General features: G+C 74.2%; 23 protein-coding genes. 10 read left to right on the top strand and 13 right to left on the bottom strand.

Annotation, left to right across the window (positions count from 1 at the left end):
- The first annotated feature begins 184 nt into the window (after positions 1–184).
- The 3 genes from JOE38_RS05365 to JOE38_RS05375 all read left to right on the top strand — a co-directional run bounded on the left by JOE38_RS05365 (position 185) and on the right by JOE38_RS05375 (position 4026).
- Positions 185–1537, top strand: coding sequence for an MFS transporter (locus tag JOE38_RS05365; protein WP_307838835.1), 1353 nt, complete (start codon positions 185–187; stop codon positions 1535–1537).
- A complete protein-coding gene (locus JOE38_RS05370) occupies positions 1534–2292 on the top strand; it encodes an HNH endonuclease family protein (protein ID WP_204575199.1) in 759 nt (252 codons plus the stop codon). Before JOE38_RS05365 ends, JOE38_RS05370 begins: the two co-directional genes overlap by 4 nt.
- Positions 2293–2688: 396 nt before the next feature.
- On the top strand, positions 2689–4026 hold the full coding sequence (locus JOE38_RS05375; RefSeq protein WP_204575200.1) for an exodeoxyribonuclease VII large subunit: 1338 nt from the start codon (positions 2689–2691) through the stop codon (positions 4024–4026).
- Between the two features lie 3 nt (positions 4027–4029).
- On the opposite strand, the gene JOE38_RS05380 is transcribed toward JOE38_RS05375, so the two are convergent.
- The 3 genes from JOE38_RS05380 to JOE38_RS05390 all read right to left on the bottom strand — a co-directional run bounded on the left by JOE38_RS05380 (position 4030) and on the right by JOE38_RS05390 (position 8594).
- Positions 4030–5619: a DASS family sodium-coupled anion symporter gene (locus JOE38_RS05380; RefSeq protein WP_239544752.1), complete on the bottom strand. Its 1590-nt coding sequence runs from the start codon at positions 5617–5619 to the stop codon at positions 4030–4032.
- 104 nt (positions 5620–5723) lie between these two features.
- Positions 5724–8000, bottom strand: a complete 2277-nt coding sequence (locus JOE38_RS05385) for a HelD family protein (RefSeq protein ID WP_204575201.1) — start codon at positions 7998–8000, stop codon at positions 5724–5726.
- 105 nt (positions 8001–8105) lie between these two features.
- Positions 8106–8594, bottom strand: a complete 489-nt coding sequence (locus JOE38_RS05390; protein WP_204575202.1) for a VanZ family protein — start codon at positions 8592–8594, stop codon at positions 8106–8108.
- Between the two features lie 243 nt (positions 8595–8837).
- On the opposite strand from JOE38_RS05390, the gene JOE38_RS05395 reads away from it, so the two are divergent.
- Positions 8838–10091 carry a cobalamin-independent methionine synthase II family protein gene (locus tag JOE38_RS05395; protein WP_204575203.1) on the top strand — a complete coding sequence of 418 codons (1254 nt, stop codon included), beginning with the start codon at positions 8838–8840 and terminating at the stop codon, positions 10089–10091.
- 13 nt (positions 10092–10104) lie between these two features.
- Here the strand turns inward: JOE38_RS05395 and JOE38_RS05400 are convergent, their stop codons facing one another.
- Positions 10105–10632 carry an adenine phosphoribosyltransferase gene (locus JOE38_RS05400; RefSeq protein WP_204575204.1) on the bottom strand — a complete coding sequence of 176 codons (528 nt, stop codon included), beginning with the start codon at positions 10630–10632 and terminating at the stop codon, positions 10105–10107.
- A 106-nt stretch (positions 10633–10738) separates the two neighbouring features.
- On the opposite strand from JOE38_RS05400, the gene JOE38_RS05405 reads away from it, so the two are divergent.
- A complete protein-coding gene (locus JOE38_RS05405) occupies positions 10739–11470 on the top strand; it encodes a M50 family metallopeptidase (RefSeq protein WP_204575205.1) in 732 nt (243 codons plus the stop codon).
- Positions 11471–11540: 70 nt separating this feature from the next.
- Here JOE38_RS05405 and JOE38_RS05410 read toward each other — a convergent pair whose 3' ends face one another.
- From JOE38_RS05410 to JOE38_RS05430, 5 genes are read right to left on the bottom strand one after another with little or no spacing between them, the layout of a single operon-like run.
- The gene (locus tag JOE38_RS05410; protein ID WP_204575206.1) at positions 11541–12374 is read right to left on the bottom strand and encodes an aldo/keto reductase; all 834 of its coding nucleotides are present in this window, start codon (positions 12372–12374) and stop codon (positions 11541–11543) included.
- 22 nt (positions 12375–12396) lie between these two features.
- On the bottom strand, positions 12397–12999 hold the full coding sequence (locus tag JOE38_RS05415) for a signal peptidase II (RefSeq protein ID WP_204575207.1): 603 nt from the start codon (positions 12997–12999) through the stop codon (positions 12397–12399).
- 9 nt (positions 13000–13008) lie between these two features.
- Complete coding sequence (locus JOE38_RS05420) at positions 13009–13536, bottom strand: hypothetical protein (RefSeq protein ID WP_204575208.1); 528 nt, start codon at positions 13534–13536, stop codon at positions 13009–13011.
- A 35-nt stretch (positions 13537–13571) separates the two neighbouring features.
- Positions 13572–14138, bottom strand: coding sequence for a type 1 glutamine amidotransferase domain-containing protein (locus tag JOE38_RS05425; RefSeq protein ID WP_204575209.1), 567 nt, complete (start codon positions 14136–14138; stop codon positions 13572–13574).
- Positions 14139–14191: 53 nt separating this feature from the next.
- Positions 14192–15094 carry an SMP-30/gluconolactonase/LRE family protein gene (locus tag JOE38_RS05430; protein WP_204575210.1) on the bottom strand — a complete coding sequence of 301 codons (903 nt, stop codon included), beginning with the start codon at positions 15092–15094 and terminating at the stop codon, positions 14192–14194.
- Between the two features lie 240 nt (positions 15095–15334).
- On the opposite strand from JOE38_RS05430, the gene JOE38_RS05435 reads away from it, so the two are divergent.
- The 5 genes from JOE38_RS05435 (at position 15335) to JOE38_RS05455 (ending at position 19011) form a co-directional block, all read left to right on the top strand.
- Complete coding sequence (locus tag JOE38_RS05435) at positions 15335–15895, top strand: Dps family protein (RefSeq protein WP_204575211.1); 561 nt, start codon at positions 15335–15337, stop codon at positions 15893–15895.
- 120 nt (positions 15896–16015) lie between these two features.
- Positions 16016–16813 (top strand): SDR family NAD(P)-dependent oxidoreductase, encoded by a 798-nt coding sequence (locus JOE38_RS05440; RefSeq protein WP_204575212.1) that lies wholly within the window; start codon positions 16016–16018, stop codon positions 16811–16813.
- Positions 16813–17022 carry a hypervirulence associated TUDOR domain-containing protein gene (locus JOE38_RS05445; protein ID WP_086522010.1) on the top strand — a complete coding sequence of 70 codons (210 nt, stop codon included), beginning with the start codon at positions 16813–16815 and terminating at the stop codon, positions 17020–17022. The genes JOE38_RS05440 and JOE38_RS05445 overlap by 1 nt, the downstream gene beginning before the upstream one ends.
- Before the next feature lie 82 nt (positions 17023–17104).
- Positions 17105–18352 (top strand): sensor histidine kinase, encoded by a 1248-nt coding sequence (locus tag JOE38_RS05450; RefSeq protein ID WP_204575213.1) that lies wholly within the window; start codon positions 17105–17107, stop codon positions 18350–18352.
- Positions 18349–19011 carry a response regulator gene (locus JOE38_RS05455; RefSeq protein ID WP_204575214.1) on the top strand — a complete coding sequence of 221 codons (663 nt, stop codon included), beginning with the start codon at positions 18349–18351 and terminating at the stop codon, positions 19009–19011. Before JOE38_RS05450 ends, JOE38_RS05455 begins: the two co-directional genes overlap by 4 nt.
- A 40-nt stretch (positions 19012–19051) precedes the next feature.
- On the opposite strand, the gene JOE38_RS05460 is transcribed toward JOE38_RS05455, so the two are convergent.
- The 4 genes from JOE38_RS05460 to JOE38_RS05475 form a co-directional block, all read right to left on the bottom strand.
- Positions 19052–20437, bottom strand: coding sequence for a D-alanyl-D-alanine carboxypeptidase/D-alanyl-D-alanine-endopeptidase (locus JOE38_RS05460; RefSeq protein WP_204575215.1), 1386 nt, complete (start codon positions 20435–20437; stop codon positions 19052–19054).
- 102 nt (positions 20438–20539) lie between these two features.
- Complete coding sequence (locus tag JOE38_RS05465) at positions 20540–21172, bottom strand: recombinase family protein (RefSeq protein ID WP_204575216.1); 633 nt, start codon at positions 21170–21172, stop codon at positions 20540–20542.
- Positions 21173–21259: 87 nt separating this feature from the next.
- Positions 21260–21538 (bottom strand): DUF3072 domain-containing protein, encoded by a 279-nt coding sequence (locus JOE38_RS05470; protein ID WP_012038756.1) that lies wholly within the window; start codon positions 21536–21538, stop codon positions 21260–21262.
- Positions 21539–21639: 101 nt separating this feature from the next.
- Complete coding sequence (locus JOE38_RS05475; RefSeq protein WP_204575217.1) at positions 21640–22845, bottom strand: PrsW family intramembrane metalloprotease; 1206 nt, start codon at positions 22843–22845, stop codon at positions 21640–21642.
- Between the last annotated feature and the right edge of the window lie 69 nt (positions 22846–22914).

Genomic DNA, 22914 nt, shown 5'->3' on the forward strand with positions numbered 1-22914 from the left:
TTCGTTGCGCGGCGCCCGTCACAGGATGTGCGAGCTCTCTTGATCCGCGGCCGTTCAGACGGCAACCGCACGAGCATAGCAGGAGGGGCGGGTCGCTCCCGCGGGCGGACGGCCGCACGACGAGGCGGGGTCGGTGGACTCGGCTAGCGTGGAAATCCACTCTAGAGAGACGACGCAGCGACACGTGAGCACCCCGCCCGAGACCTCCCCCATCCCGATCCCCGACGAGCGGCAGGTGCGCGGCAGCCACTTCGTCGACCTGTCGCCGCTCCAGGAGAGCCCGGCGTTCGCGCGGCTCTGGGCGGGCAACGCGATCGCGGGCATCGGCAGCCAGATGACGGTGGTGGCGATCGGGCTGCACGTGTACGAGCTGACGGGATCCACCGGCTCGGTCGCGCTCGTCGGCGTGCTGTCGCTGCTGCCGATGATCATCGCGGGGCTCTACGGCGGCATGCTCGCCGACGCGTTCGACCGGCGGAAGGTCGCGCTCATCGCGTCGTGCGTGGCGTGGGGCTCGACCATCGTGCTGGCGGCGCTCGCGTGGGCGCACGCGGAGACGGTGTGGTCGCTCTACGCCCTCAGCATCCTCAACGCGGTCGCGGCCACCGTGATCGGGACGAGCCGGCAGGCGATCCTCCCCCGCATCCTGCCGCCGCACCTGCTGCCCGCGGCCAGCGCGCTCGGCGGGATCAGCCTCGGCGTCATGGTCACCGTCGGGCCCGCGCTCGCGGGCGTGCTCGTCGCGTCGGTCGGGTTCCAGTGGACCTACACGGTCGACGCGGTGCTGTTCCTCGCGGCGTTCACGGGCGTGCTCGCGCTGCCCCGGATCGCGCCCGAGGGCGAGGTGCAGCGGCCGGGGCTGGCGTCGATCAAGTACGGGCTCGGGTTCCTCCGGACCGCGCCGAACATCCGCATGTCCTTCATCGTCGACATCATCGCCATGACGCTCGGGCAGCCGCGCGTGCTGTTCCCGGCCGTGGGCGCGGTGGTGCTCGGCGGCGGGCCGGTGACCGTCGGGATCCTCACGGCGGCCGGCGCGGTCGGCAGCCTCGTGAGCAGCGTGCTGAGCGGATCCGTCGGGCGGGTCACGCGGCACGGCCGCGCCATCCGCCTCGCCATCGTCGCGTACGGCCTCTCCACCGCGGGCTTCGGCGTCGTGCTCCTCCTCGCGTCGAAGCCGGGCGTGCTGCACGGCATCGGGTCGCGCATCGAGGACGCCAGCATCCCGGGCATCGTCGCGGCCTCCGTGCTGCTGGCGCTGACGGGCGCGGCCGACAACATCTCCTCGATCTTCCGCAACACCATGCTGCAGACCGCGGTGCCCGACAACATGCGCGGGCGGCTGCAGGGCATCTTCATCGTGGTGGTGACGGGCGGGCCGCGGCTCGGCGACGCGTACATCGGCATCGTCACGCTGTTCGCGGCGCTGTGGGTACCGTCGCTCGTGGGCGGGCTGCTGATCGCGGTGGTGGTGTGGACCCTCATCCGCGCGCTGCCGTCGTTCGAGGGCTACGACTCCCGGAACCCCACCCCGTGACGCGGCGGCGGCGGAAGACGCCCGTGCTCGTGACGCTGGCGGCGCTCGTGCTCGTCATCGTCGCGGGCCTCGTGCAGTGGCGCGGGGATCCGGGGGCCGGCACGGGCGCGGCCGGCGACGGCGCCTCGGGGCTGGGCGCGGAGCCGGGCTCCACCGGATCCGCGCGCCTCGCCCTCGACGGGCTCGAGGTGCGGACGGAGGAGCGCGTGCCGGGCTACGACCGCGAGTCCTTCGCGTGGCGCACGGACGTGGACCGCAACGGCTGCGACACCCGCAACGACGTGCTGCGGCGCGACCTCGCCGACGCGGAGATCCGCGGCGGCACGCGCGGCTGCGTGGTGCAGGCGGGCGCGCTGGAGGACCCGTACTCGGGAGCGCGCGTGAGGTTCGACCGGTCGCGGGATCCCGAGGCGGTGCAGATCGACCACGTCGTGTCGCTGTCGGACGCGTGGTCGTCGGGCGCGTGGCGCTGGGACGCCGGCTACCGCGCCGCGTTCGCGAACGACCCGCTGGAGCTGGTCGCCGCGTCCGCCGCGGAGAACAACGCGAAGTCCGACGCGACGGCCGACGCGTGGCTGCCCGAGGATCCCGCCGACGCGTGCGCGCTCGTGGTGCGGCAGGTGTCGATCAAGGTGCGCGCCGAGCTCAGCGTGACACGGGCCGAGCACGACGCCATGGCCCGCGTGCTCGACGGCTGCGGCGACATGCCGCTCCTGACCTCCGACGACGTGGGCTGGCCGGCGCCGGTGCGCTGACGCCCGGCACGCGGGATGGCGCGTACAGGGAGCCGTCACCTGGCCGGCCGATCCGATCTCGCGCCCGGTCCGAAGACACTGCAATGCGCCGGACCACCAGAGACGCGATGCACAACGGGTCCGGATGTCATGGGGAGAGCGGTCGCACGGACGGCGCATGGAGAGGGGTCTCGGCGCCGGGACCACGACCGCAGGGCCGGCCCGTCATCGGGTCGGCCCGTCTCCCTGCCCTCGCAGCGTCAGACCGGCCTGGGGACCGCCGTCACCGCGGCAGCCCGCTCGATGACAGGCTGCGGCAGCATGCCACCCGACGAGGGAACTCCCCGCATCTCCTTCCGTGAGCTCGCCGCACGTGCCGAGGCGGGCGACGCACGCCCGGTCCGCATCCGAGGCGAGGTGCATCACCCTCGGCTCGGCGGCGCGGGATCGGGCGCCGTCTGGTTCGAGCTCGTCGACCATGACGGCTACCTCACGAGCACGACAGCGTCCATCGAGGTCAAGCTCCCGGCGAACGGGACAGCGACCCCCGCAGAGGGAACCGTGGTCGACGTCACCGGGACCCTCTCCCTGCAGGGCAGGGACTTCCGGCACCTGCTCCTGGGCAGCGCGGTGTCGGCGACGGATCTCCGTGGCCGCCTGTCCGCCGATGTGCGCCGAGGAGCGCTCTCCTCCCATCCGTCGTTGCGGCCGGAGGCGCAGGAGAAGCTGAAGGCCCGCCGGCCCGCGCCGACGAAGCTCGACGGGGTCCTCGCCGACGATCGCGGTCCCGTGCGCGTCACGTTCCTGGGCCCCCGCACGAGCTCGACTCGTGCCGACATCAAGGACAGCCTCCCGAAGGAGGTGGTCGCCACATGGGCGGACGTGAACTTCTGGAGAGCCGAGGACATCGCCGAGGCCATCACCGCCGTCGCCGCGAGGGACGCCGATCTCCTCGTCGTCCACCGAGGCGGAGGAGGGTGGCGCGACTGGATCGCGTTGGACGACGTGCGGGTGCTGGGCGCCGTGGCGGATTGCGCGGTGCCCGTCGTCACGGCGATCGGACACGCCTCCGACCGGGTCGCCATCTCCTGGGTGGCCGCGGCGAGCTTCATCACCCCGACGGCCGTGGGCGCAGCGCTGCGGCGGCGGGCCGCGAGGCTGGGATACGAGCCGAGGTCGGCCTCGGCCGTGAGCGCGGTCGCTCCTGCTCCTGCTCCCGCTCCGCAGGGCAGCGCGAACCTGGCCGCGCTCGTCGAGCGCTGCCTCGGCGCGGAGGCCGCCGCATCCGCGCGGGCCCTCGCCGCCGAGCGGGAGGCGTCGGCCCGCATCGCGGAGATCCGGATGACAGCGGGGCAGCACCACGAGGCTGAGGCGGAGGCGCGACGAGCGGCCGCGGAGGCACGGCGGCTGGTGGTGCAAGCCGAGCGGAGCTTCGCGCTCCATCGCATCCAGGTGCGCGCGATCACCCTGGGACTCGTCGCCGCCGTCTCGACGGTCGTCGTGGCGCACGGTCTCCCCGCGTGGCTCCCCGCGGATCCCTGGTACGCATCGGCGGGGAGCGCTCTCGCGGCCCTCACGGCCGGTACGGCGGGGACGGTGTTCCTGTTCCGCGGTCGGTCTCGCGCCCTGACTCCTCCTCGACGCATCCGCGAGGGCATGCCCGAGGAGGGCGAGGATGCCTGGCTGTTCGCGCTGCGTCACGCGCAGAGCCCCCGCCGGTACCGGCGACTGCACGGCTCCTCGGAGGAGAGGTGACCGTCAGGCCAGGAGGCCGAGCACGCCCATCCACGCGGTGCCGACGACGCCCCAGATCACGATGAGCACGATCGCCATCACGAAGCCGACGCGGAACCACTCCTTCGTCGTGACGTAGCCGGATCCGAAGACCACGCCGGACGGCCCCGACGCGTAGTGCGAGATGCCGCCGAAGAGGTTGCCGATGAAGCCGAGCACGAGCGCGGCGAACAGCGGAGGCGTGCCGGTCGCGACCGCGGCGCCGAGGAAGACCGCGTACATCGCGACGATGTGGGCCGTGTTCGACGCGAACAGGTAGTGCGAGAAGAAGTAGACGAGCGCGAGCACCGCGAAGGCCCACGGCCAGGGCAGGCCGCCGACGGATCCCGAGACGGCTCCGCCCACGAGGTCGATGACGCCGAGCGCGTCGAGCTGGTCGGCCATGCCCACGAGCACCGCGAAGAAGATGAGCGTCGACCACGCCGAGGCGTTCGCGGCGAGGTGCGACCACTTGAGGACGCCCGTGACGAGGAGCACCGCGATGCCGCCGAAGGCCGCGGCGGTGGCGGGGATGCCGAGCAGGGATCCGCCGCACCAGAGCACGAGCAGCAGGACGAAGGTGGCCGCCATGATGCGCTCGTGGCCGGACAGCGGGCCGAGCCCCCGCAGCTCCTCGCGCGCGTGCGCCGGCGCCTCGGGGGTGCGGGTGAGCGTCGGCGGGTAGACGCGCGACATCGCCCACGGTACGACGACCAGGCTGAGGAGCCCGGGGACGAGCGCCGCGAGCGCCCAGCCGCCCCAGGTGACCTCGATGCCGAGGTCGGCCGCGGCCTTCTGGGCGACCGGGTTGCCGGCCATGGCCGTGACGAACATGGCGGAGGTGACGGTGTTGACCTGCACGCTGGTGAGCGCGAGGTAGGAGCCGAGGCGGCGGCGCGACGCGTCGGAGTCGGAGGTGGATCCCTGCACCCGGCTGAGCGACGCGACGATCGGGTAGACGACGCCGCCCGCCCGCGCGGTGTTCGACGGCGTCGCGGGCGCGAGCACGAGGTCGGTGAGCGCCATGCCGTACGCGAGGCCGAGGCTCGATCCGCCGAGCTTCGACACGAACGCCAGCGCGATGCGACGGCCGAGGCCCGTGACGAGGAAGCCGTCGGCGATGAAGAACGACGCGACGATGAGCCAGATGGTGGGGTTCGCGAAGCCGACGAGCGCCTCGCCGTCCGTGGTCATGGTGCCGGTGAGCATCGCGACCGCGAGGCCGACCAGCGCGACGGGCGCGGTGGGCAGCGGCTGCAGGATCAGGGCGAGGACGGTGCCGACGAAGATCCCGGCCATGTGCATGCCGCGCGGGTCGACGCCGGCGGGCGGCGGGACGAGCGCGATGCCGACCGCGACGGCGACGATGACGACGACGACGACCTGGATGATGCGCGAGCGGCGCGCGCGGCGGGCAGCGGCCGCGGCGTCGGGTGCGTCCGGCGCCTCGGCGGCGACCGATGCGACCCCGTCACGTGCCGGATCCACCTCGTCCCGCGGCGCTCCCCCCGGCCCCGGATCCGTCCCGGTGCCGGATGCGGACGAGGGGCCGGTGGGTGCAGGAGGAGGGGTCATGACCGGCCCATCCTCCGCGCGTGCGGGGGCCGGTGCCACTTGTCTTCATAGTGTTCACGAGGCGGCCGCCGCGGCGCCCCCGTCGTCGCGCGGGGCGCGCCGGGTCAGGCGGTGAAGCCCGTGGACGTGACGATGTGCAGGCGCTGCGTGGGCCGCGTCATCGCGACGTAGAGGCCGGCGGCGCCGCGCGAGGTGTGCGCGAGGATCTCGTCCGGCTCCGCGATGACGACGACGTCGAACTCCAGGCCCTTGGCCTCCTGCGAGCCGAGCACCGCGATGGGCCGGCCGAGCCCGCCGACGCCGATGCCGACCGCGGATCCGAACCGCTCGGCGAGCGCCCGGTGCAGCTCCTCGACGCGGTCGTCGCGGGCGATGACCGCGAGCGTGCCCGTGTCGCCGCCCTCGCGCTCCTCGTCCACCACGTCGACGACGGCGGACACGACCTCGTCGGTCGCGACCTCGACCGTGTCGATCGGGTGCTCCCCCTCGCGGACCGCACGCGAGCGGGTGACCGGGAGGCCGTGCGCGATGGCCATGCGCTCGGCGGCCTCGGCGATCCGGGCGGGCGTGCGGTAGTTGACCGTGAGCTCCTCGAGGCGCCACTCGCGGCCGAGCACCTGGCCGAGCGCGTCCTGCCAGCTGGTGACGCCGACGGCGGAGCTCGCCTGCGCGACGTCGCCCACGATCGTGAAGGAGCGCAGCGGGCAGCGGCGGAGGAGCACGCGCCACTGCATGGGGCTCAGCTCCTGCGCCTCGTCGACCACGATGTGGCCGTAGGTCCAGGTGCGGTCGGATGCGGCGCGCTCGGCGGTCGTGCGCCGCGCGGCCTGCTCGGCGAAGCCCTCCGCGAGGCGCTCGGCCGTGACCATGCCGCCGACGCCCATGTTCTCGATGGCCTGCTCGGCGTTCTCGATGTCGCGGAGGCGCTGCTGCTCGCGCTCGCGGGCGCTCGCGTCGGCCTGCGCGCTGAACTCGCCGAGGAGCTCGGCGGCCTCGTCGAGGAGCGGCACGTCGGCGATCGTGAAGGGCGCGTCGCGGTCGCGACGGAGGAGCGCGCGCTTCTCGGGGCTCCAGCGCGGCGTGAGCGAGGCGAGCCAGTTCGGGCGCGCGTAGAGGTCCTGGATCAGCTTCTCCGGGGTGAGCGGCAGCCACGCGGTGTTGAGAGCGACCTTCACGTCGTACGAGGTGCGGAGGTCCTCGCGGAGCATGGCGAGGTCGCTGTCGTCGAGCGCGCTGCCGTTGCGGCGCATCTGCGAGGCGAGGAGCTGCGCGAGGGATCCGAGCGCGGCCTTGTTGAAGACCACGCGGGCCTCGTTGTGCGGCTTCCGGCTGTCCTGCGCGCGGCGGAGCGCGTTCGCGACGAGCGACGGCTCGAGCACGATGCGCTCGCCGTTGACGTCGAGCGTGACGGCCTCGGTGGGGACGACCTGGCGCGAGCGCACGGCGCGCTGCAGCAGGCCGGCCATCTCGGCGGATCCCTTGACGGCCGCGACCTCGGGCGCGTCCTCCCCGGCCGCGTCGATGCCCGGGTAGAGCTGGCCGACGCTCGCGAGCACGACGCCCGTCTCGCCGAGGGACGGCAGCACGGCCTCGATGTACTGGAGGAAGGAGCGGCTGGGACCCACCACGAGGACGCCCGAGGAGGCGAGCCGGTCGCGGTGCGAGTAGAGGAGGTACGCCGCGCGGTGCAGCGCGACCGCGGTCTTGCCGGTGCCGGGCCCGCCCTGCACGACGAGCACGCCGCGGAGGTCGGAGCGGATGATGCGGTCCTGCTCGGCCTGGATGGTGGCGACGATGTCGTTCATCCGGCCGGTGCGGCCCGCGGCGAGCGCGGCGAGCAGCGCGCCCTCGCCCTGGAGGCTCGTGCGGCCCTCGTCGAGCAGCGTGGGGTCGAAGACCTCGTCCTCGACGTGCACGACCTCGCGGCCGCGCGTGGTCAGGTGGCGGCGGGCGCGGGCGCCGAGCGGCGTGGCGGCGGTGGCCTGGTAGAACGCGCTCGCCTGCGGCACGCGCCAGTCGAGGAGCAGCGGCTGGAGGTCGTCGTCGCGGAGGCCGATGCGGCCGATGTACCTGTACACCGGGTCCCCGTCGCCGGCCGTCCGCGCAGGTGCCCCGTCGCGTGGCTCGTCCTCCGGCAGGTGCCCGTCCTCGAACTCGAGGCGCCCGAAGACGAGCCGCTCGTCGACCTCGCGCAGCGCCTGCAGGCGGTCCTCGTAGATGCGCGCGAACGCGTCGCGCTCGGACCGGTTCTGGTGCGTGCCGCCCGTGGGGCTGTCGCGCACCGCCGTCAGCTGATCCCGGGTCTCCGCCCGCACCGCGTCGAGTCGCCCGTAGAGGCGGGTGACGTACGCCCGCTCGCGATCCAGCTCCGTACCGGTCACCTGCACACCCCTTGGAATTCCGGCGTCAATCCTATCGAGCCGAGGCGGCGTCGCCTGACCGCGCGCGGGGGTCCCGACGGGGTCGGCGGGTGGCCCGTGCGGGGGTCAGCGACGCGTGCCTGCCAGGCGCTGCGGGCCCGTCGTGGCCGGCTGCGGGCGTCGGCGGAGGGCGCGGCGGCGGGCGTTCTCGGAGCGGGCCGTGAGGATCAGGACGAGCACGACCCCGATCAGCGCGCCCAGGCCGTTGTGCACCAGGTCGCGGACGTCGGAGACGCGCGTGGGCAGGAACATCTGCGCGGTCTCGATCAGCGCCGAGAGGCCGACGCCGAGCGCGATCGCGAGCCACCAGCGCGAGCGGCCGAGGAGCAGCACGAGGAACATGCCGACGGGCACGAACATCGCGACGTTCGCGGCGCCCTCGACGAAGGAGTACGTGATCCACGCCGTGCCGTCGTGCCGGTGCAGGGCGCGGAGGGCGCGGAAGAGGTAGCCGTCGATGCGGCGGTCGTAGGGCTCCGGCGACAGCGTGATCCACGCGACCAGGCCGAGGTACAGGGCCGTGGCGGTTCCGAGGACGGGGTGGCGGAGGAGCATCCGTCCATCATCCGGGCATCGCCCTGGGCGCCGGATCCGCCGGAGGTGCCGGTTCCGTGACGCCCTGTTGCGCCGGACCCGTCCTCGGGGATGACCCGATGGGACCATGTGCGTGCAGCGCATCCCGCGAAGCCTCGCGTCCCACCCGCATCCGCGGCCGGACACCGCCTGCGATCAGTTCCCGCTCGCCGCGGGCGGTCGTGCGAGGCCGCCCGACGGCACGAGAGACCCGCGGAGGTCCCCATGCTCGACAGCACCGACCGGATCCAGACGTCCCACGCCGGCAGCCTGCCGCGGACGGACGCGCTCATCGCCGCCAACGCGGCGCGCGCCGACAGCAGGAAGGCCGCCATCGCGGGCGGCGGCGCGGCGTCCGCGCCGGTCCCCGCCGACGACGGCCTCGACGCCGTGCTCGCCGACGCGGTCGACGGCCTCGTCGCCCGCCAGCGCGAGGTCGGGATCACCGTCCCCGGCGACGGCGAGTACGGCAAGGCCATGTCGAGCGCGATCGACTACGGCGCCTGGTGGTCGTACTCGTTCCAGCGGCTCAGCGGGCTCGAGCTCGTGCCGGGCGGCCCGTTCTCCTCGGAGCCCGTGCGCAGCACGCCGGGTCACGTGCGGCTCACCACGTTCCCCGACCGACGCGACTGGACGATCTTCGCGGACGCCTACCGGGATCCGTCGAGCGGCATCACGGTCGGCGACGCCCCCATCGAGTTCCCGAGCGCCACCGGGCCCGTCTCCTACACGGGGCACGCGGCGATCCAGGCCGACATCGCGCACCTGAAGGCCGGACTGGAGGCGAACGGGTACGAGGAGGGCTTCCTGACGTCCCTCTCCCCCGGCAGCGCCTCCCGCATCGGCAATCTGCACTACGCGACCGAGGAGGAGTTCATCTGGGCGTGCGCGGAGGCGATGCGCGAGGAGTACGTCGCGATCATCGACGCGGGGCTCGTGCTGCAGATCGACGACCCGTCCATCGCGGAGAACTGGGACCAGATCAACCCGGAGCCGAGCGTGGAGGACTACCTCGCCTTCACGCGCATCCGGGTGGAGGCGCTCAACCACGCGCTGCGCGGGCTTCCGCCAGAGCGGATCCGCTTCCACCTCTGTTGGGGCTCGTGGCACGGACCGCACACGACCGACATCGAGTTCCGGCACATCGTGCGGACCATGCTCGACATCGACGCGGGCGCGTACTCGTTCGAGGGCGCCAACGCGCGGCACGAGCACGAGTGGCGCGTGTGGGAGGACGTGGAGCTGCCCGACGGGAAGCTCATCGTGCCGGGCGTCGTGGGGCACGCGACCAACGTGGTCGAGCACCCGGAGCTCGTGGCCGACCGGATCGAGCGCTACGCGCGGCTCGTGGGCCGGGAGCGCGTGATCGCGTCGACCGACTGCGGGCTCGGCGGGCGGATCCACCCGCAGATCGCGTGGGCGAAGCTGGAGAGCCTGGCGCAGGGCGCGGAGATCGCGACCCGGCGGCTCTGGGGCTGACCGCGCGGGCGGGTCAGACCGAGAGGATCGCGTGCACGTCGTGGCCGGCGAGGCGCGCGCGGCCGCCGAGGTCCGCGAGCTCGAGCACCACGCCGATCCCGGCGACCTCGTAGCCGGCGCGCTCCAGGAGCCGCGCGGCCGCCTCGAGGGTGCCGCCGGTGGCGAGGACGTCGTCGAGGAGCAGCACGCGGGATCCCGGCATGAGCTGGCCCGGGTGCAGCTCGATGGCCGCCTCCCCGTACTCGAGCGCGTAGGTCTCGCGCAGCACCTCGCCGGGCAGCTTGCCGGCCTTGCGGACCGCGAGCGTGCCGACGCCGGACGCGTACGCGGCGGCCGCCGCCAGCAGGAAGCCGCGCGCCTCGACGCCCGCGACCGCGTCGACGGGTCCGCACGCGGCCACGAGGTCGTCGACCACGGCACGCAGCGCGGTGCCGTCGGCGAGCACGGGGGTGAGGTCGCGGAAGAGGATCCCCGGCTGCGGGAAGTCGGGGACGGTGAGCAGCAGGGAGCGGACGAGGTCGGAGACGGGGGTGTCAGGCACCCGACAACGGTAGTCGGTGGGCGGGCGGCGGCGGTCCGTCAGGCGCGTGTGGTGGGCTGGGGCTCCCCGTCCGACGCCCGCGACCCCCGCCGACCCGAGGAGCCCCATGGACCCCGTCGAGATCGTCCGCGACGTCGTCGACCGCGCGACCGCCGTCGAGGCGCCGCTGGAGACGGGACCCGCGCTCGTCGCCGTCGCGCTCGCCGCGGTGCTCGTGCTCGTGCCGGCCGCCTGGCGGCTCACGCGGCACGCCGTGACGATCGTGCACGAGGGCGGCCACGGGCTCGCGGCGACGCTGAGCGGGCGGCGTCTCGCGGGGATCCGGCTGCACTCGGACACCTCGGGCCTCACGGTGAGCGTCGGCCGGCCGCGCGGACCGGGCATGGTCGTCACGCTGCTGGCGGGCTACCCGGCGCCCGCGCTCGCGGGCCTCGGCGCCGCGTGGCTGGCGGGATCCGGTCGCTCGGCCGCCGTCCTGTGGCTCTGGCTGCTGCTGCTCGCGCTCGTCGTGATCCAGGTGCGCAACTGGTTCGGGCTGTGGTCGTGCCTCGTCGCCGGGGTCGTGGTGGGCGTCATCGCGGGCGCCGCGCCGATCGTGGTGCAGGGCGTCGCGGCGCACTCGCTCGCGCTCTTCCTGCTGCTCGGCGCGCTGCGGGCGACGCTCGAGCTGCAGCGGTCGCGCTCCCGGCGCGGCGGTGGCGCGTCCGACGCCGACCAGCTCGGGCGGCTCACGCACCTGCCCGGGATCCTCTGGGTCGGCGTGCTCGTCCTGGTCGCGGCCGCGTGCCTCGTCGGTGGCGTCGTGCTGCTCGGGATCCCCGCGCTGCTCGGACGCTGACCCGCCCCCGCACGCGACGCGGCCGCCGCGCCCCGGGTGGGACGCGACGGCCGCGGGTGGTCGGAGGGCCCTACATCTCCTCGTGCGTGTCCGGGTCGCCGTCCCAGAGGCGCGACTGCGGGCCGGAGCCGATCGCGCGCACCTCCTCCTCGGTGAGCTCGAAGCCGAAGACGTCGAGGTTCTGGCGCTGGCGCTCGGGATCCGTGGAGCGCGGGATCGGCAGCGCGCCCGACTGGACGTGCCAGCGCAGCACGGCCTGCGTCGGCGTGACGCCGTGCGCCTCGGCGGCCGCGACGACGGCGGGGTCCTGCATGAGCTGCTCGCGCGTGCCGAGCGGCGACCAGCTCTCCGTCACGATGCCGTGCTCGGCGTGGAACGCGCGGAGATCCGCCTGCGCGAACGTCGGGTGCAGCTCGACCTGGTTGACGACGGGCAGCACGCCCGTCTCCTCCTGGATGCGCGTGAGGTGCGCGGGCGTGAAGTTCGAGACGCCGATGGAGCGGACGAGCCCGCGCTCCTTCAGCTCGACGAACGCGCGCCAGCTGTCGACGTACCTGTCGACGCTCGGGTTCGGCCAGTGGATGAGGTACAGGTCGACGTAGTCCACGCCGAGCGACGCGCGGGACTCCTCGAAGGACGCGAGCGTCTCGTCGTAGCCGTGGTGGCGGCCGGGCAGCTTGGTGGTGAGGAAGAGCTGTTCGCGCGGGACGCCGGAGCGGCGCATCCCGTCGCCCACCGCGGCCTCGTTGCCGTAGTTGAGGGCCGTGTCGAGCAGGCGGTAGCCGGCGCCGATCGCGCCGGAGACGAGCTCGGCGCCCGCGTCGTCGTTGAGCCCGTACGTGCCGAGGCCGATGGCGGGGATGCGGTTCCCGTCGGACAGTTCCAGTGTGGGGATCGTGGTCATCCCCTCACGCTACGCCGGGGCGTCAGGCGCGGTCGGTGGGCGCGGATCCGGCGTCGGCGGGCGACGCGGCGGCGGCGTCGTCCGCGTCGGCGTCGCGCTCCTCGGCCGTGTGGTCGCGCCCGAACACCGTGGTGGCGGCCCACGCGATCATGCCGCAGACGGTGAGGATGTCGGCGACGTTGAAGACCGCGAACCACTCGACGGCGATGAAGTCGACGACGTGGCCGGACAGCGGCCCGTCCTCCGCGCGCGTGATGCGGTCGAAGAGGTTGCCGAGCGCGCCCGCGAGCACGGCGGAGAGCAGCAGCACCTGGAGGAGCGAGGCGCGGTGGCGGATCTGCCAGCCGACCCACACGGCGAGGCCGAGCGCGAGCGCCATGATCCCGACGGTGAGCAGCGGCCCCACCTCGGCGCCCATGCCGAAGGAGACGCCCGGGTTGTAGACGAGGGCGAAGCGCGCGGTCGGGAACAGCGGGATGGTCTCGCCGCCGCCGAGGGCGTCGACGGCCCAGCGCTTGCTGAGCTGGTCGAGCACGAACCCGACGACCACCACGACGACCGCGAGCGCCACGACGACGGGGCGGGAGGTGCGGGGACGGCGTGCGGCGGCAGGTGCGGTGGTCACGCGACGAGCCTAGGCGGTGGTCGCGGCCGGATCCTCCGGGTCGTCGGCGACGGGCGGCGCGAGCGGCGCGGCCGCGGCCCGGTCGCGGATCCGCGTGGCCGCCTCCCGCGGGAAGGTGCTGCGCACGAGGTGCCGGGTGCCGTCCGCCGACTCGATCGCGACCCCGGGCCCGGCGTCGAGCAGGATCGCGGCGCCGCCGCCCGGCAGCGTCCGCACGCCGATGCCGCCGACGGTCCGCGGGCGGAGGTGGTCGACGACCGTGCAGTCCGCGATGGCGGAGTACGGGATCCGGATGCGCTTCAGCGGCACGAGCGCCACCTCGACGTCGTCGGGGTCGAGCGTGATGCGGATCCGCAGCGACCCGACGACGGCCCCGGCGGCCACGAGCAGCACGGCGAGGACCACGCCGAGCGCGGAGCCCCCGGTGGCGACGAGGGCCACGAGGCCGGCCACGGCGATCACCAGTCCGGCGATGCGGACGGCGCGCGGGGCGGGCGTGGTCTGGCGGAAGCGCGCGTCGGGTGAGGGCGTGGTCACGCCCTCACCCTAGGCGCGGGTTCCGCGGGGACGGGTCAGGCGTGCTGCTCGTCGTGCTCGCCCTCGGCGATCTCCTCGATCAGCTTCGCGTTGAACGCGGGCAGGTCGTCGGGGTTCCGGCTCGTGACGAAGCCGCTGTCGACCACGACCTCCTCGTCGACCCACTCGGCGCCCGCGTTGCGGAGGTCGGTGGCGAGGGTCGGGTACGAGGTCATCCGGCGGCCGTCGACCACGCCGGCCTCGATGAGGATCCACGGCGCGTGGCAGATGGACGCGACGGGCTTGCCCGCCGTGAAGAAGGCCTTGGCGAAGGCGACCGAGTCGGCGTCGACGCGGAGGTCGTCCGCGTTCACGACGCCGCCGGGCAGAACGAGGCCGTCGTAGTCGGCCGCGTTCGCGTCCTTCACCTGCACGTCCACGTCGAACGTGTCGGCCTTGTCGATGTGGTTGAGGCCCTGCACGGTGTCCGACTTCGGGGACACGAGCACGGGCTTCCCGCCCGCCTCCTGCACGGCCTTCCACGGCTCCGTCAGCTCGACCTGCTCGAAGCCGTCTGTCAGCAGGAAGGCCACCGTGCGGCCCTGGATGCTCTCTCCGGTCATGTGCGTTCCTCCTCGTGAGAGTGTCGCCGCCCGGTCGGACGGCGCCTTCGACGCTACGCTCGCGCGCCGTCGGCGACCGAGGTGCGGAAGACGTTCACAGGGCGCCCGGAGACGGCGGTGTCGATCGCGAAGACGCCGCCGGAGAGCGGGTGCTCCTCGAGCTGCTCCTCGGTGAGGTTCTCGCGGGCGGTGCCGATGACGAGGGTGCGGAGGTCCGGTCCCGCGAAGGCCACCGACGTGACGTTGGGCGCCGGGATCTCGATCTCGAGGTCCTTCGTGCCGTCGGGCGCCCAGCGGATCACCTTGCCGCCGCCGTAGATCCCGTTCCACGCGTAGCCGTCCACGTCGAGGGTGAGGCCGTCGCTCATCTCGCCGTGGATCCAGTGCTCGAGGTCGCCGAGCTCGCCGTCGGCCGAGTAGGGCGCGCGGTACACGGTCCGCTGCCCGGTGTCGGCGAGGACCATGGTGCGGCCCCCGTCGGTCCACTCGAAACCGTTGGTGACGGCGAAGCCGCCGAGCAGCGTGCGGAGGGTGCCGGATCCGTCGATCGAGTAGACGGCCGCGTCGGGCTCGCCGTCGGTGACGTCCATGGATCCGATGACGAAGCGGCCGTCGGGATCGACCTTGCCCTCGTTGAGCCGGATGCCGCCGTGCCCGTGCTCCACCCGGGCGAGCTCGCGCGTGATCCGGCCCTCGCGGTCGACGAGCACGATGCGGTCGCCGAGCCCCGCGACGTAGCCCCCGTCGTCGGCGGGCTGGAAGGACGCGAGCGGCGGCGGCAGCTCGAGCACGGTGTCGTCGGATCCGTCGACCGTGCCCTGCCACGGGCTCCGATGCAGCGTGCCCGCGGTGATGTCGTTCCACATGACGTCGCCGGCCGGATCCCACCACAGGCTCTCGACGAGGATCGCGCGGGCGTCGCGCAGGACGCGGAGGTCGGAGGTGAGGACGGTCATTGATCCAGCCAAGCACCGGCGGCGCCGGCCCGTCCGCGGAGCGAAGCCCGGCCGGCCGTTCCTGCACGCGGACTGTGAGCGCCCTCACCATTCGTGCGACGACGAAGGGGCGGGCGTAGCGTCGGTGACGAGCCGGACGACGCGCCACCCGCGCGCCCGGCCCGCGGGTCCCTCTCCTCCGGAGGCCGCCCGCCCGGACCGGGAACCCCCGGTCCCCCGCCAGACAACGAGGAGTCGCACATGACCACGACCGTCGATCGCCCCACCGCCACCTCCGAGAAGGCCACCCAGCCCGAGGGCTCGAAGCCCACCAAGCGCCAGAACGCCGAGCGCGGCTTCAAGGCCAGCCAGCAGCTGCACGAGAACATGCAGAAGGTGCTCGTCGACCTCATCGAGCTGCACATCCAGGGCAAGCAGGCGCACTGGAACGTCGTCGGCAAGAACTTCCGCGACCTCCACCTCCAGCTCGACGAGATCATCGACTCGGCCCGCGAGTTCAGCGACGACCTGGCCGAGCGCATGCGCGCCCTGCACGCCACGCCGGACGGCCGCAGCGACACCGTCGCCGAGACCACGACGCTCCCCGAGTACCCGCAGGGCGAGGTCGACACGGCCGAGACCGTCGATCTCGTGACCCAGCGCCTCGAGGCCGCCGTGCACACCATGCGCGAGGTCCACGACGACGTCGACGAGGAGGACCCGACCACCGCGGACCTCCTCCACGGCTTCATCACCGCGCTCGAGCAGTACGCGTGGATGGTCTCCGCGGAGAACCGCCGCGTCGGCCAGGCCGCCGAGTAGCGCGAGCAGCACGCACATCACGACCCGAGGGCCGCGCCGCCAGGTGCGGCCCTCGTCGTGTCCGACGGGCACGGCAGACGACATGACGACGCCCCTCGCGGGGCAGACGAGGAGACCGAGATGGATCTCGGCATCACAGGGAAGACCGCGCTCATCACGGGAGCCGACTCGGGGATCGGGTGGGAGACCGCCCGCATCCTGCTCGCGGAGGGCGCGACCGTCGTCCTCAGCGACCAGGACCAGGGCTCGCTCGACGAGGCCGCCGCGAAGCTCGACGGCGGGGACCGCGTGCACGCGTTCGCGGCCGACGTGACGAGCGTCGAGTCGCTCGCCGCGCTGCACGACAAGGTGCAGGAGGCGGTCGGCGACATCGACATCCTCGTGCAGTCCGCGGGCATCACGGGCGCGCAGGGCCTCTTCCACGAGATCGACGACGAGGGCTGGACGAACACCATCGAGGTCGACCTCATGGGACCCGTGCGGCTCGTGAAGCAGTTCCTCCCGTCGCTCCGCAAGGGCGGCTGGGGCCGGATCGTGTTCCTCGCCTCCGAGGACGCCGTGCAGCCGTACGACGACGAGCTCCCCTACTGCGCCGCCAAGGCCGGGATCATCGCGCTGTCGAAGGGCCTGTCCCGCAGCTACGCGGAGGAGGGCCTGCTCGTGAACGCGGTCTCGCCCGCCTTCATCCACACGCCCATGACCGACGCGATGATGGAGAAGCGCGCCGACCAGCTGGGCACCTCGAAGGACGACGCGATCGAGTCGTTCCTCGACGAGGAGCGCCCCTACATGGAGCTCAAGCGCCGCGGCGAGCCCGCCGAGGTCGCCAACGTGGTCGCGTTCCTCTGCTCCGACCTCGCGTCGTTCGTGAACGGATCCAACTACCGCGTCGACTCCGGATCGGTGGCGACGATCTGATGGCGGATCTCAAGAAGGGCGACCACGTCACCTGGAACACGCCGCAGGGCGAGACCCACGGGAAGGTCGTCGAGGAGAAGACGAAGGACTTCCAGCACGACGGGCAGCACTTCACCGCGTCGAGCGACGAGCCCGCGTACATCGTGGAGAGCGACAAGTCCGGCAAGACCGCGGCCCACAAGGGATCCGCGCTGACGAAGAAGAAGTAGGCACCGCCTCCCCCGCGGGTACCGGCGACCGGTACCCGCGGGGGGGCGATCCGCTCCCGGGCCCGCGCCTAGGCTGTGGCCGATGGACACCGGGACCGCCGCCGCGACGCGCTCGACGTCGACGCGGGCGCCCCGGCACCGCGACGGCGTCGAGGTGTCGATCGACGCGGTCGCCGGCCTCCTCATCGCCGGCTTCGCCGTGGTGCCGCCCGTGGACGTGCAGGAGGCGAGCCTCCTCGTCGCCGCGCTGGCGCTCGTCGCGGTCGTCGTGCGGTCCGTCTTCCCCGGTGCCGCGCTCGTCCTCGCGTGGGCGATGGCGCTCGCGCAGTGGCAGCTCGGCGAGCGGCCCGGCTTCGCCGACGTCGCGCTCCTCCTCGTGCTGTACTCGACGGCGCGACGCGGATCCCGCGCCACCGCCGTCCTCGGCGCCGCCTCCGCGCTCCTCGGCGGCGCGGTCGCGACCGTCTACCTCCTGCAGACGGGCGCGCGGTTCGCCGTCCTCACGCAGCCCGGCGGCCCGGGCGGCGTGATCTTCGCCGCTGCCCCCGTCCTCGCCCTGCTGCTCGCGTGGCTGACCGGCCTCGTCGTGCGCGTGATCCGGTCCCGCACCACCGAGTCGCGCCTCCGCGTCCAGGCCGAGGACACCGCGGTGAAGGCCGTCGACCTCGCGCAGGCCGAGACGCTGCGGGCGAGCATGGCGCGCGACGTGCACGACATCGTCGGGCACTCGCTCGCGGTGATCATCGCGCAGGCCGACTCCGTGCAGTTCCTCGACGACGAGGAGCGGATCCGCGGCGTCTCCGCCACCATCGCCGACACCGCCCGCCGCTCGCTCGCCGAGGTGCGCGAGGTGCTGAGCGGCACGAGCACGGCCGAGGCCGACGACGGGCCCGAGGACCTCGACGCGGTCGTCGCGCAGGTGCGGGCGGCCGGCGTCGACCTCGCGCACGAGGTGCGGGGCGCCCGCCGGCTCGTGGATCCCGCGCGCCAGGTGGTCATCCGCCGCGTCGCGCAGGAGATGACGACCAACGCGATGCGGCACGGGGAGCCGGGCGGCCGGATCCGCCTGCGCGAGACCTGGCGCGCATCCGACGTCGTGCTCGAGGTCGAGAACCCCGTCGCCCGACGCGGCGACGTCCCGGACCGCACGGGCCCGCTGGGCCTCGAGTCGCTGCGCGTCGGCACGGGCGTCGAGGGCATGCGCGCCCGGCTCGCCGCCGTCGGAGGCGACCTCGAGGCCGAGGCCGTCGACCACCTGTTCACCGCGCGCGCCCGCATCCCCCTGCCCGCCGCGCACCCCACCCCCACCGTGCCGGGAGGCCGCCCGTGATCCGCATCGTGCTCGTCGACGACCAGGAGCTGTTCCGCGGCGGCGTGCGCGTCGCCCTCGACGCCCAGCCCGACCTCGAGGTGGTCGGCGAGGCCGGCGACGGGCGGGAGGGCCTCGCCGTGATCGACGAGGTGCATCCCGACGTCGTGCTCCTCGACATGCGCATGCCCGTGATGGACGGCCTCGAGACCGTGCGGGCCCTCTTCGACGGCACCCGGGAGACTCCCCCGCGCGTGATCGTGCTGACGACGTTCGCGCTGGACCGCGCCTCGGCCACGGCGATCCGGGGCGGCGCGAGCGGCTTCCTGCTCAAGGACGCGACGCCCGCGTTCCTCGCGGCCGCGATCCGCGCCGTGCACGCGGGCAGCGCCGTCCTCGCGCCGGACGAGCTCACGCAGCTGTTCACCTCCGACGCGACCGTCGCGCCCGCCCCCGTGGCGCCGCCCGAGTTCCGGTCGCTGAGCGCGCGCGAGAAGGACGTCTTCGGGCACGTGGCGCGCGGGCTGTCGAACGCGGAGGTCGCGGCGCTCGAGTTCGTGAGCGAGTCGACCGTGAAGACGCACGTGAGCAGCATCCTCGCGAAGCTCGCGCTGCGGGACCGCGTGCAGCTCGTCGTGTACGCGCACGACCACCGGCTCGTGGAGCGCGCGGGGGCGTAGCAGCCTCCCGCCTCCCGCCTCGGCGCGCGAGCGCCGCGGATCAGCCGCCGAGCGCGCCGCCGCACCGGTGCAGGTCGGTGGCGAGGGCGTCGATCTCGGCGCGGGCGGACTCCGCGGGGACGGACGGATCCACGTCCTCGGCCCAGATCGTGAACGCGACCTCGGTGCCGTCCTCCGCGTCGGCGATGCCGGTGAGGCCGTGCATGCGCTCGAGCGTGCCCGTCTTGCCGCGGATCCGGCCGGCGGCGGCGTCCGCCTCGCCCGTGAAGCGGCCGCCCTCCGCGAGGGTGCCGGTGCGCCCGGCGACGGCGAGACCCGCGTCGACGATGGCGAGGTCGCCGCGGTGCTCGGCGATCCGCACCATGAGCCGGGTGAGGAGCGCGGCCGGCACGCGGTTGGCGTCCGACAGGCCGGAGCCGTCGACCAGGACGATGCCGTCGGTCGGCAGGTCGAGGTCGGCGAGGGCGGCGGGCGTGCCGCGCTGGATGTCCGCGGCCGCGCTGCCCGCGCCCGTCTCGATCGCGACGAGCCGCGCGAGGGTCTCGGCGAGCGTGTCGTCCGAGTGGGTGAGCATGTAGCCGACGAGGTCGCGGACGGGCGCGGACTCCACGGTGCCGAGAACGGCGGATCCGGGCGCCGCGGTCACGAGCGGGCCGTCGGCCGCCACGTCGTCGCCGAGGAGCGCCGCGAAGGCGTCGGCCGCGCGCGCGACCGCCTTCTCGCCGCGGCGCGAGTAGGCCTCGGCCGGGTCGTCGCGGTCGCCGTCGACCATGAGCGCCGTGATGTTCGACATGGATCCGCCCCGCCTCGCCTCGAGCGGCCACTCCGGCAGCCAGGCCGGCCCGGTGAACAGCCCGCTGTCGACCTGGAGGCGGCGGATGGGGACGCCCGCCAGGTCGGGATCCTGGCGTCGGGCGTCGAGCACCTGGCGCGCGAGGTCGTCCAGGTGCGGGGCGTCCGGGTAGACGCCGTCGGTGCCGGACGGCAGGCGGCTGAGCGTGGGATCGCCCCCGCCGACGAGGACGACCGTGTCGGCGCGCGCGCCCTGCACGACCCGGGTCGCGATGCGGCGGTCGGGGCCGAGCGCCTCGACGGCGGCCGCCGCGGTGAGGACCTTCATGGTGCTGGCGGTCGCCGCCGGCTCGCCGCCACGCACGTCGAGGACGGCGCGCCCCGCGTCGCCGTCGACCTCCGCGGCCGAGAGGTGCAGTGTGCCGGTCGACCAGCCGGCCGTGAGCGCGTCGACCGTGCAGGACGCGGGATCCGCCGAGGCCCCGCCCGCGGGCGACGGGAGGATCCCGGTGGCGAGCCCGACGCCGACCACCGCGGTCGCGACGACGGCCGCGAGCACCGCGTCACGGCGGCGGCGGACGGACCGGGAGCGGCCCGGCGGTCGTCGGGCGGGCGCGGGGCGGGATCCGGTCATGTCCTCAGGCTAGGAAATGCGGGGGCCCGCCGCCTCCGTCGCGGGTGCCGGCCGCTCCCCCGGGCGGACGATCCGGGCGGCGCGTCGGGCGGCGCGTCAAGATCAGCGCAGCATGCCGCCCTGGCGCCCCGACTCGGCCCACGCGAGCGCGCGCGTGACGACGCGCTCGCTCACGTCGAGCACGCGCGCGATCTCCGCGGTGTCGCGGCCCTTCGAGCGCTCCTCGACCGCGATCTGCAGCTTCCGACGGGTGATGCCCTTCGGCAGCGACGGGAGGGCGGGCGCGGCGGGCGTCGCGGCGCCGACCTCGGGGGCGGCATCCGACGCGGCCCGCGCGGCCCGATCGGCGGACCGCCGGCGGTGCCGCTCGGCCTCCGTCGTGGCCTCCACCGTGGCGAGCGCGAGCGTGGCCGCGAACAGCCCGCGGCCGGCCGCGGTGCCGGCCTCCAGCCCGTCGCGGATGGCCCGGAAGGCGATGCCGCGGGCCTCGAGCCCGTTGAGGATCCGCACGACGTCGGCGGCGCCCGGCCCCAGCCGGTCGAGGCTCACGACGAGCAGCTCGTCGTTCTCGCGGAGGTAGTCGAGCGCGTCCTGCAGGCCGGGGCGCGGGGCCCGGCGCCCGCCGGCGACGTCGACGAAGATGCGCTCGCAGCCGGCCTGGTCGAGGGCGTCGACCTGGTCCTGGTACGGCTCCTCGGAGCGCGCGACGCGGACGTAGCCCACCAGCGTGGTCATGCGCCCTCCCTCCCTGCGTGCGCCCCCGCGCCACGCGACGACGGACGGGCGCCGATCAGGCGCCCGTCCGTCCCGTCCATGCGTCGATCAGCTCGCGTCGTCGGACTGCGGCGACGCCGTGTCCTTCTTCTCCTGCAGGCGCTCGATCTGCTCGCTCGCCTCCGCCTTGTTGAGGTCGGCGGGGATCTCCTCGCCGGCCTGCGTGGCGAGCGAGTCGAGGTAGCTGCGCTGCGCGCCCGTCATCGGCTCGTCGCCCGTGACCCACGTGCTCGGGTCCTTCTCGGCGCTCTGCGGCGGCGTGGGGGTGGAGGAGCCGAGCATCTCCTTCTCGTCGCCGCCTGTGGTGTCCTGGTTCGCATCGCTCATGGTGGTGCCTCCTCGTGTGGTGCCTCCGACGCTACTCGCGACGGGCGACACCGGACGGGTGCCGGGGTCGCCCGCGACGCCGGGCGGCTAGCCCCGGATCGTCAGCCCCGGGCGCCGCGCAGCAGCGCCTCGCGGTGCTCGGTGACGGCGCGCAGCAGGCGCCGCTCGTCGTCGAGGTGGCCGGCCTCGGATCGGCCGGACGCGGCGGGGCGCTCCGAGAGCATCCGCTGGCGGGCGAACGCGAGCCGGGTGGCGTCCCGCGTGAACAGCCCCATCGCCCGGCCCGCCTCGCCGCCGCGCGTGCGCGCCCAGAGCCGGGCCCGACGACGCCCCTGCCACGTGCTCAGCATCTCGACCTCGGCGGGCGTGAACCAGCCGACGGCGGCGTACTCGCGGAGGCGGCGGCGCGTGAGGTGGATCTCGTAGCGGCGCAGCAGGATCACCACGGTCACGAGGAACGCGAAGATCGGCACCTGCAGCAGCACGTAGAAGGAGAGGAAGTCGCCCGTGATGGTGACGCCCGTGTTCCAGAGGGCATGCAGCACGATGGCGCCGACCAGGCCGATCGCGCCGAAGCCGAGGGCGGCACCCGGTCCGCGGCGCGCGCCGTAGCCGATCGCGATGCCGGTGATCATGGTGAAGGTCACGTGCGCGAACGGCGAGAAGAGGCCGCGGAGCACGAACGTGCCGACGAGCGTGCCCGTCGTGCCGGAGACGAGCGGGCCGCCGAAGTAGACGATGTTCTCCGTGAAGGCGAAGCCGGCCGCGATGGTGGCGCCGTAGACGACGCCGTCCACCGGCCCGTCGAAGTGGCGGCGCGCGACCCAGAAGATGAGGAGCAGCCCGATCGCCTTCGCGGACTCCTCGACGACGGGCGCCTGGACCGCCAGCTGCAGGAACTCCGTGTAGCGCGTGGGCACGCCGATCGCGAGGCGCGCGTACTGCGCGACGAGGTCGAAGAGGAGCGCGATGGCCACCGACGCGGCCGCGCCCCACAGCAGCGCGAACAGCAGGGCCAGCCGGGGCTCGGGCTCCCACCGGTCGACCCAGCGGATGGCGAGGAGCACGCCGGCGAGCGGGATGAGGGCGAGGAGCGCGCAGATCGCGACGGCCTGGACCCCGAGGCTGAGCACGAGGTACGCGGCGACGACGAGGCCGACGAGCAGCAGGACGGCGACGCCCACGACGCCGAGCACGGCCGACGCGGTGATGCGCGAGGGCGCGTGCGCCGTCGGCAGCTCCATGGACGGCGGCGGGGAGGTCGGCGAGGGACGGTGGACGGTCACGGGGACGGACGGGTCGGTCACGACGGCCCTCTCTTCGGCGGATCGGCGTCGCCAGCCTACTGGCGGGGTCGGCGGCCGTCGGGGGCGGCG

This window comes from Clavibacter michiganensis (assembly GCF_016907085.1).
In the GTDB taxonomy this organism is placed as follows: Bacteria; Actinomycetota; Actinomycetes; order Actinomycetales; family Microbacteriaceae; genus Clavibacter; species Clavibacter michiganensis_O.

What these genes read in the sequence shown, in the direction of transcription:
- JOE38_RS05380 (WP_239544752.1), bottom strand. Translation starts at nt 5,619, where the DNA reads ATGACCCCTCCTCCTGCACCCACCGGCCCCTCGTCCGCATCCGGCACC.
- JOE38_RS05390 (WP_204575202.1), bottom strand. Translation starts at nt 8,594, where the DNA reads ATGCTCCTCCGCCACCCCGTCCTCGGAACCGCCACGGCCCTGTACCTC.
- JOE38_RS05395 (WP_204575203.1), top strand. Translation starts at nt 8,838, where the DNA reads ATGCTCGACAGCACCGACCGGATCCAGACGTCCCACGCCGGCAGCCTG.
- JOE38_RS05405 (WP_204575205.1), top strand. Translation starts at nt 10,739, where the DNA reads ATGGACCCCGTCGAGATCGTCCGCGACGTCGTCGACCGCGCGACCGCC.
- JOE38_RS05410 (WP_204575206.1), bottom strand. Translation starts at nt 12,374, where the DNA reads ATGACCACGATCCCCACACTGGAACTGTCCGACGGGAACCGCATCCCC.
- JOE38_RS05425 (WP_204575209.1), bottom strand. Translation starts at nt 14,138, where the DNA reads ATGACCGGAGAGAGCATCCAGGGCCGCACGGTGGCCTTCCTGCTGACA.
- JOE38_RS05430 (WP_204575210.1), bottom strand. Translation starts at nt 15,094, where the DNA reads ATGACCGTCCTCACCTCCGACCTCCGCGTCCTGCGCGACGCCCGCGCG.
- JOE38_RS05435 (WP_204575211.1), top strand. Translation starts at nt 15,335, where the DNA reads ATGACCACGACCGTCGATCGCCCCACCGCCACCTCCGAGAAGGCCACC.
- JOE38_RS05440 (WP_204575212.1), top strand. Translation starts at nt 16,016, where the DNA reads ATGGATCTCGGCATCACAGGGAAGACCGCGCTCATCACGGGAGCCGAC.
- JOE38_RS05445 (WP_086522010.1), top strand. Translation starts at nt 16,813, where the DNA reads ATGGCGGATCTCAAGAAGGGCGACCACGTCACCTGGAACACGCCGCAG.
- JOE38_RS05450 (WP_204575213.1), top strand. Translation starts at nt 17,105, where the DNA reads ATGGACACCGGGACCGCCGCCGCGACGCGCTCGACGTCGACGCGGGCG.
- JOE38_RS05460 (WP_204575215.1), bottom strand. Translation starts at nt 20,437, where the DNA reads ATGACCGGATCCCGCCCCGCGCCCGCCCGACGACCGCCGGGCCGCTCC.
- JOE38_RS05465 (WP_204575216.1), bottom strand. Translation starts at nt 21,172, where the DNA reads ATGACCACGCTGGTGGGCTACGTCCGCGTCGCGCGCTCCGAGGAGCCG.
- JOE38_RS05470 (WP_012038756.1), bottom strand. Translation starts at nt 21,538, where the DNA reads ATGAGCGATGCGAACCAGGACACCACAGGCGGCGACGAGAAGGAGATG.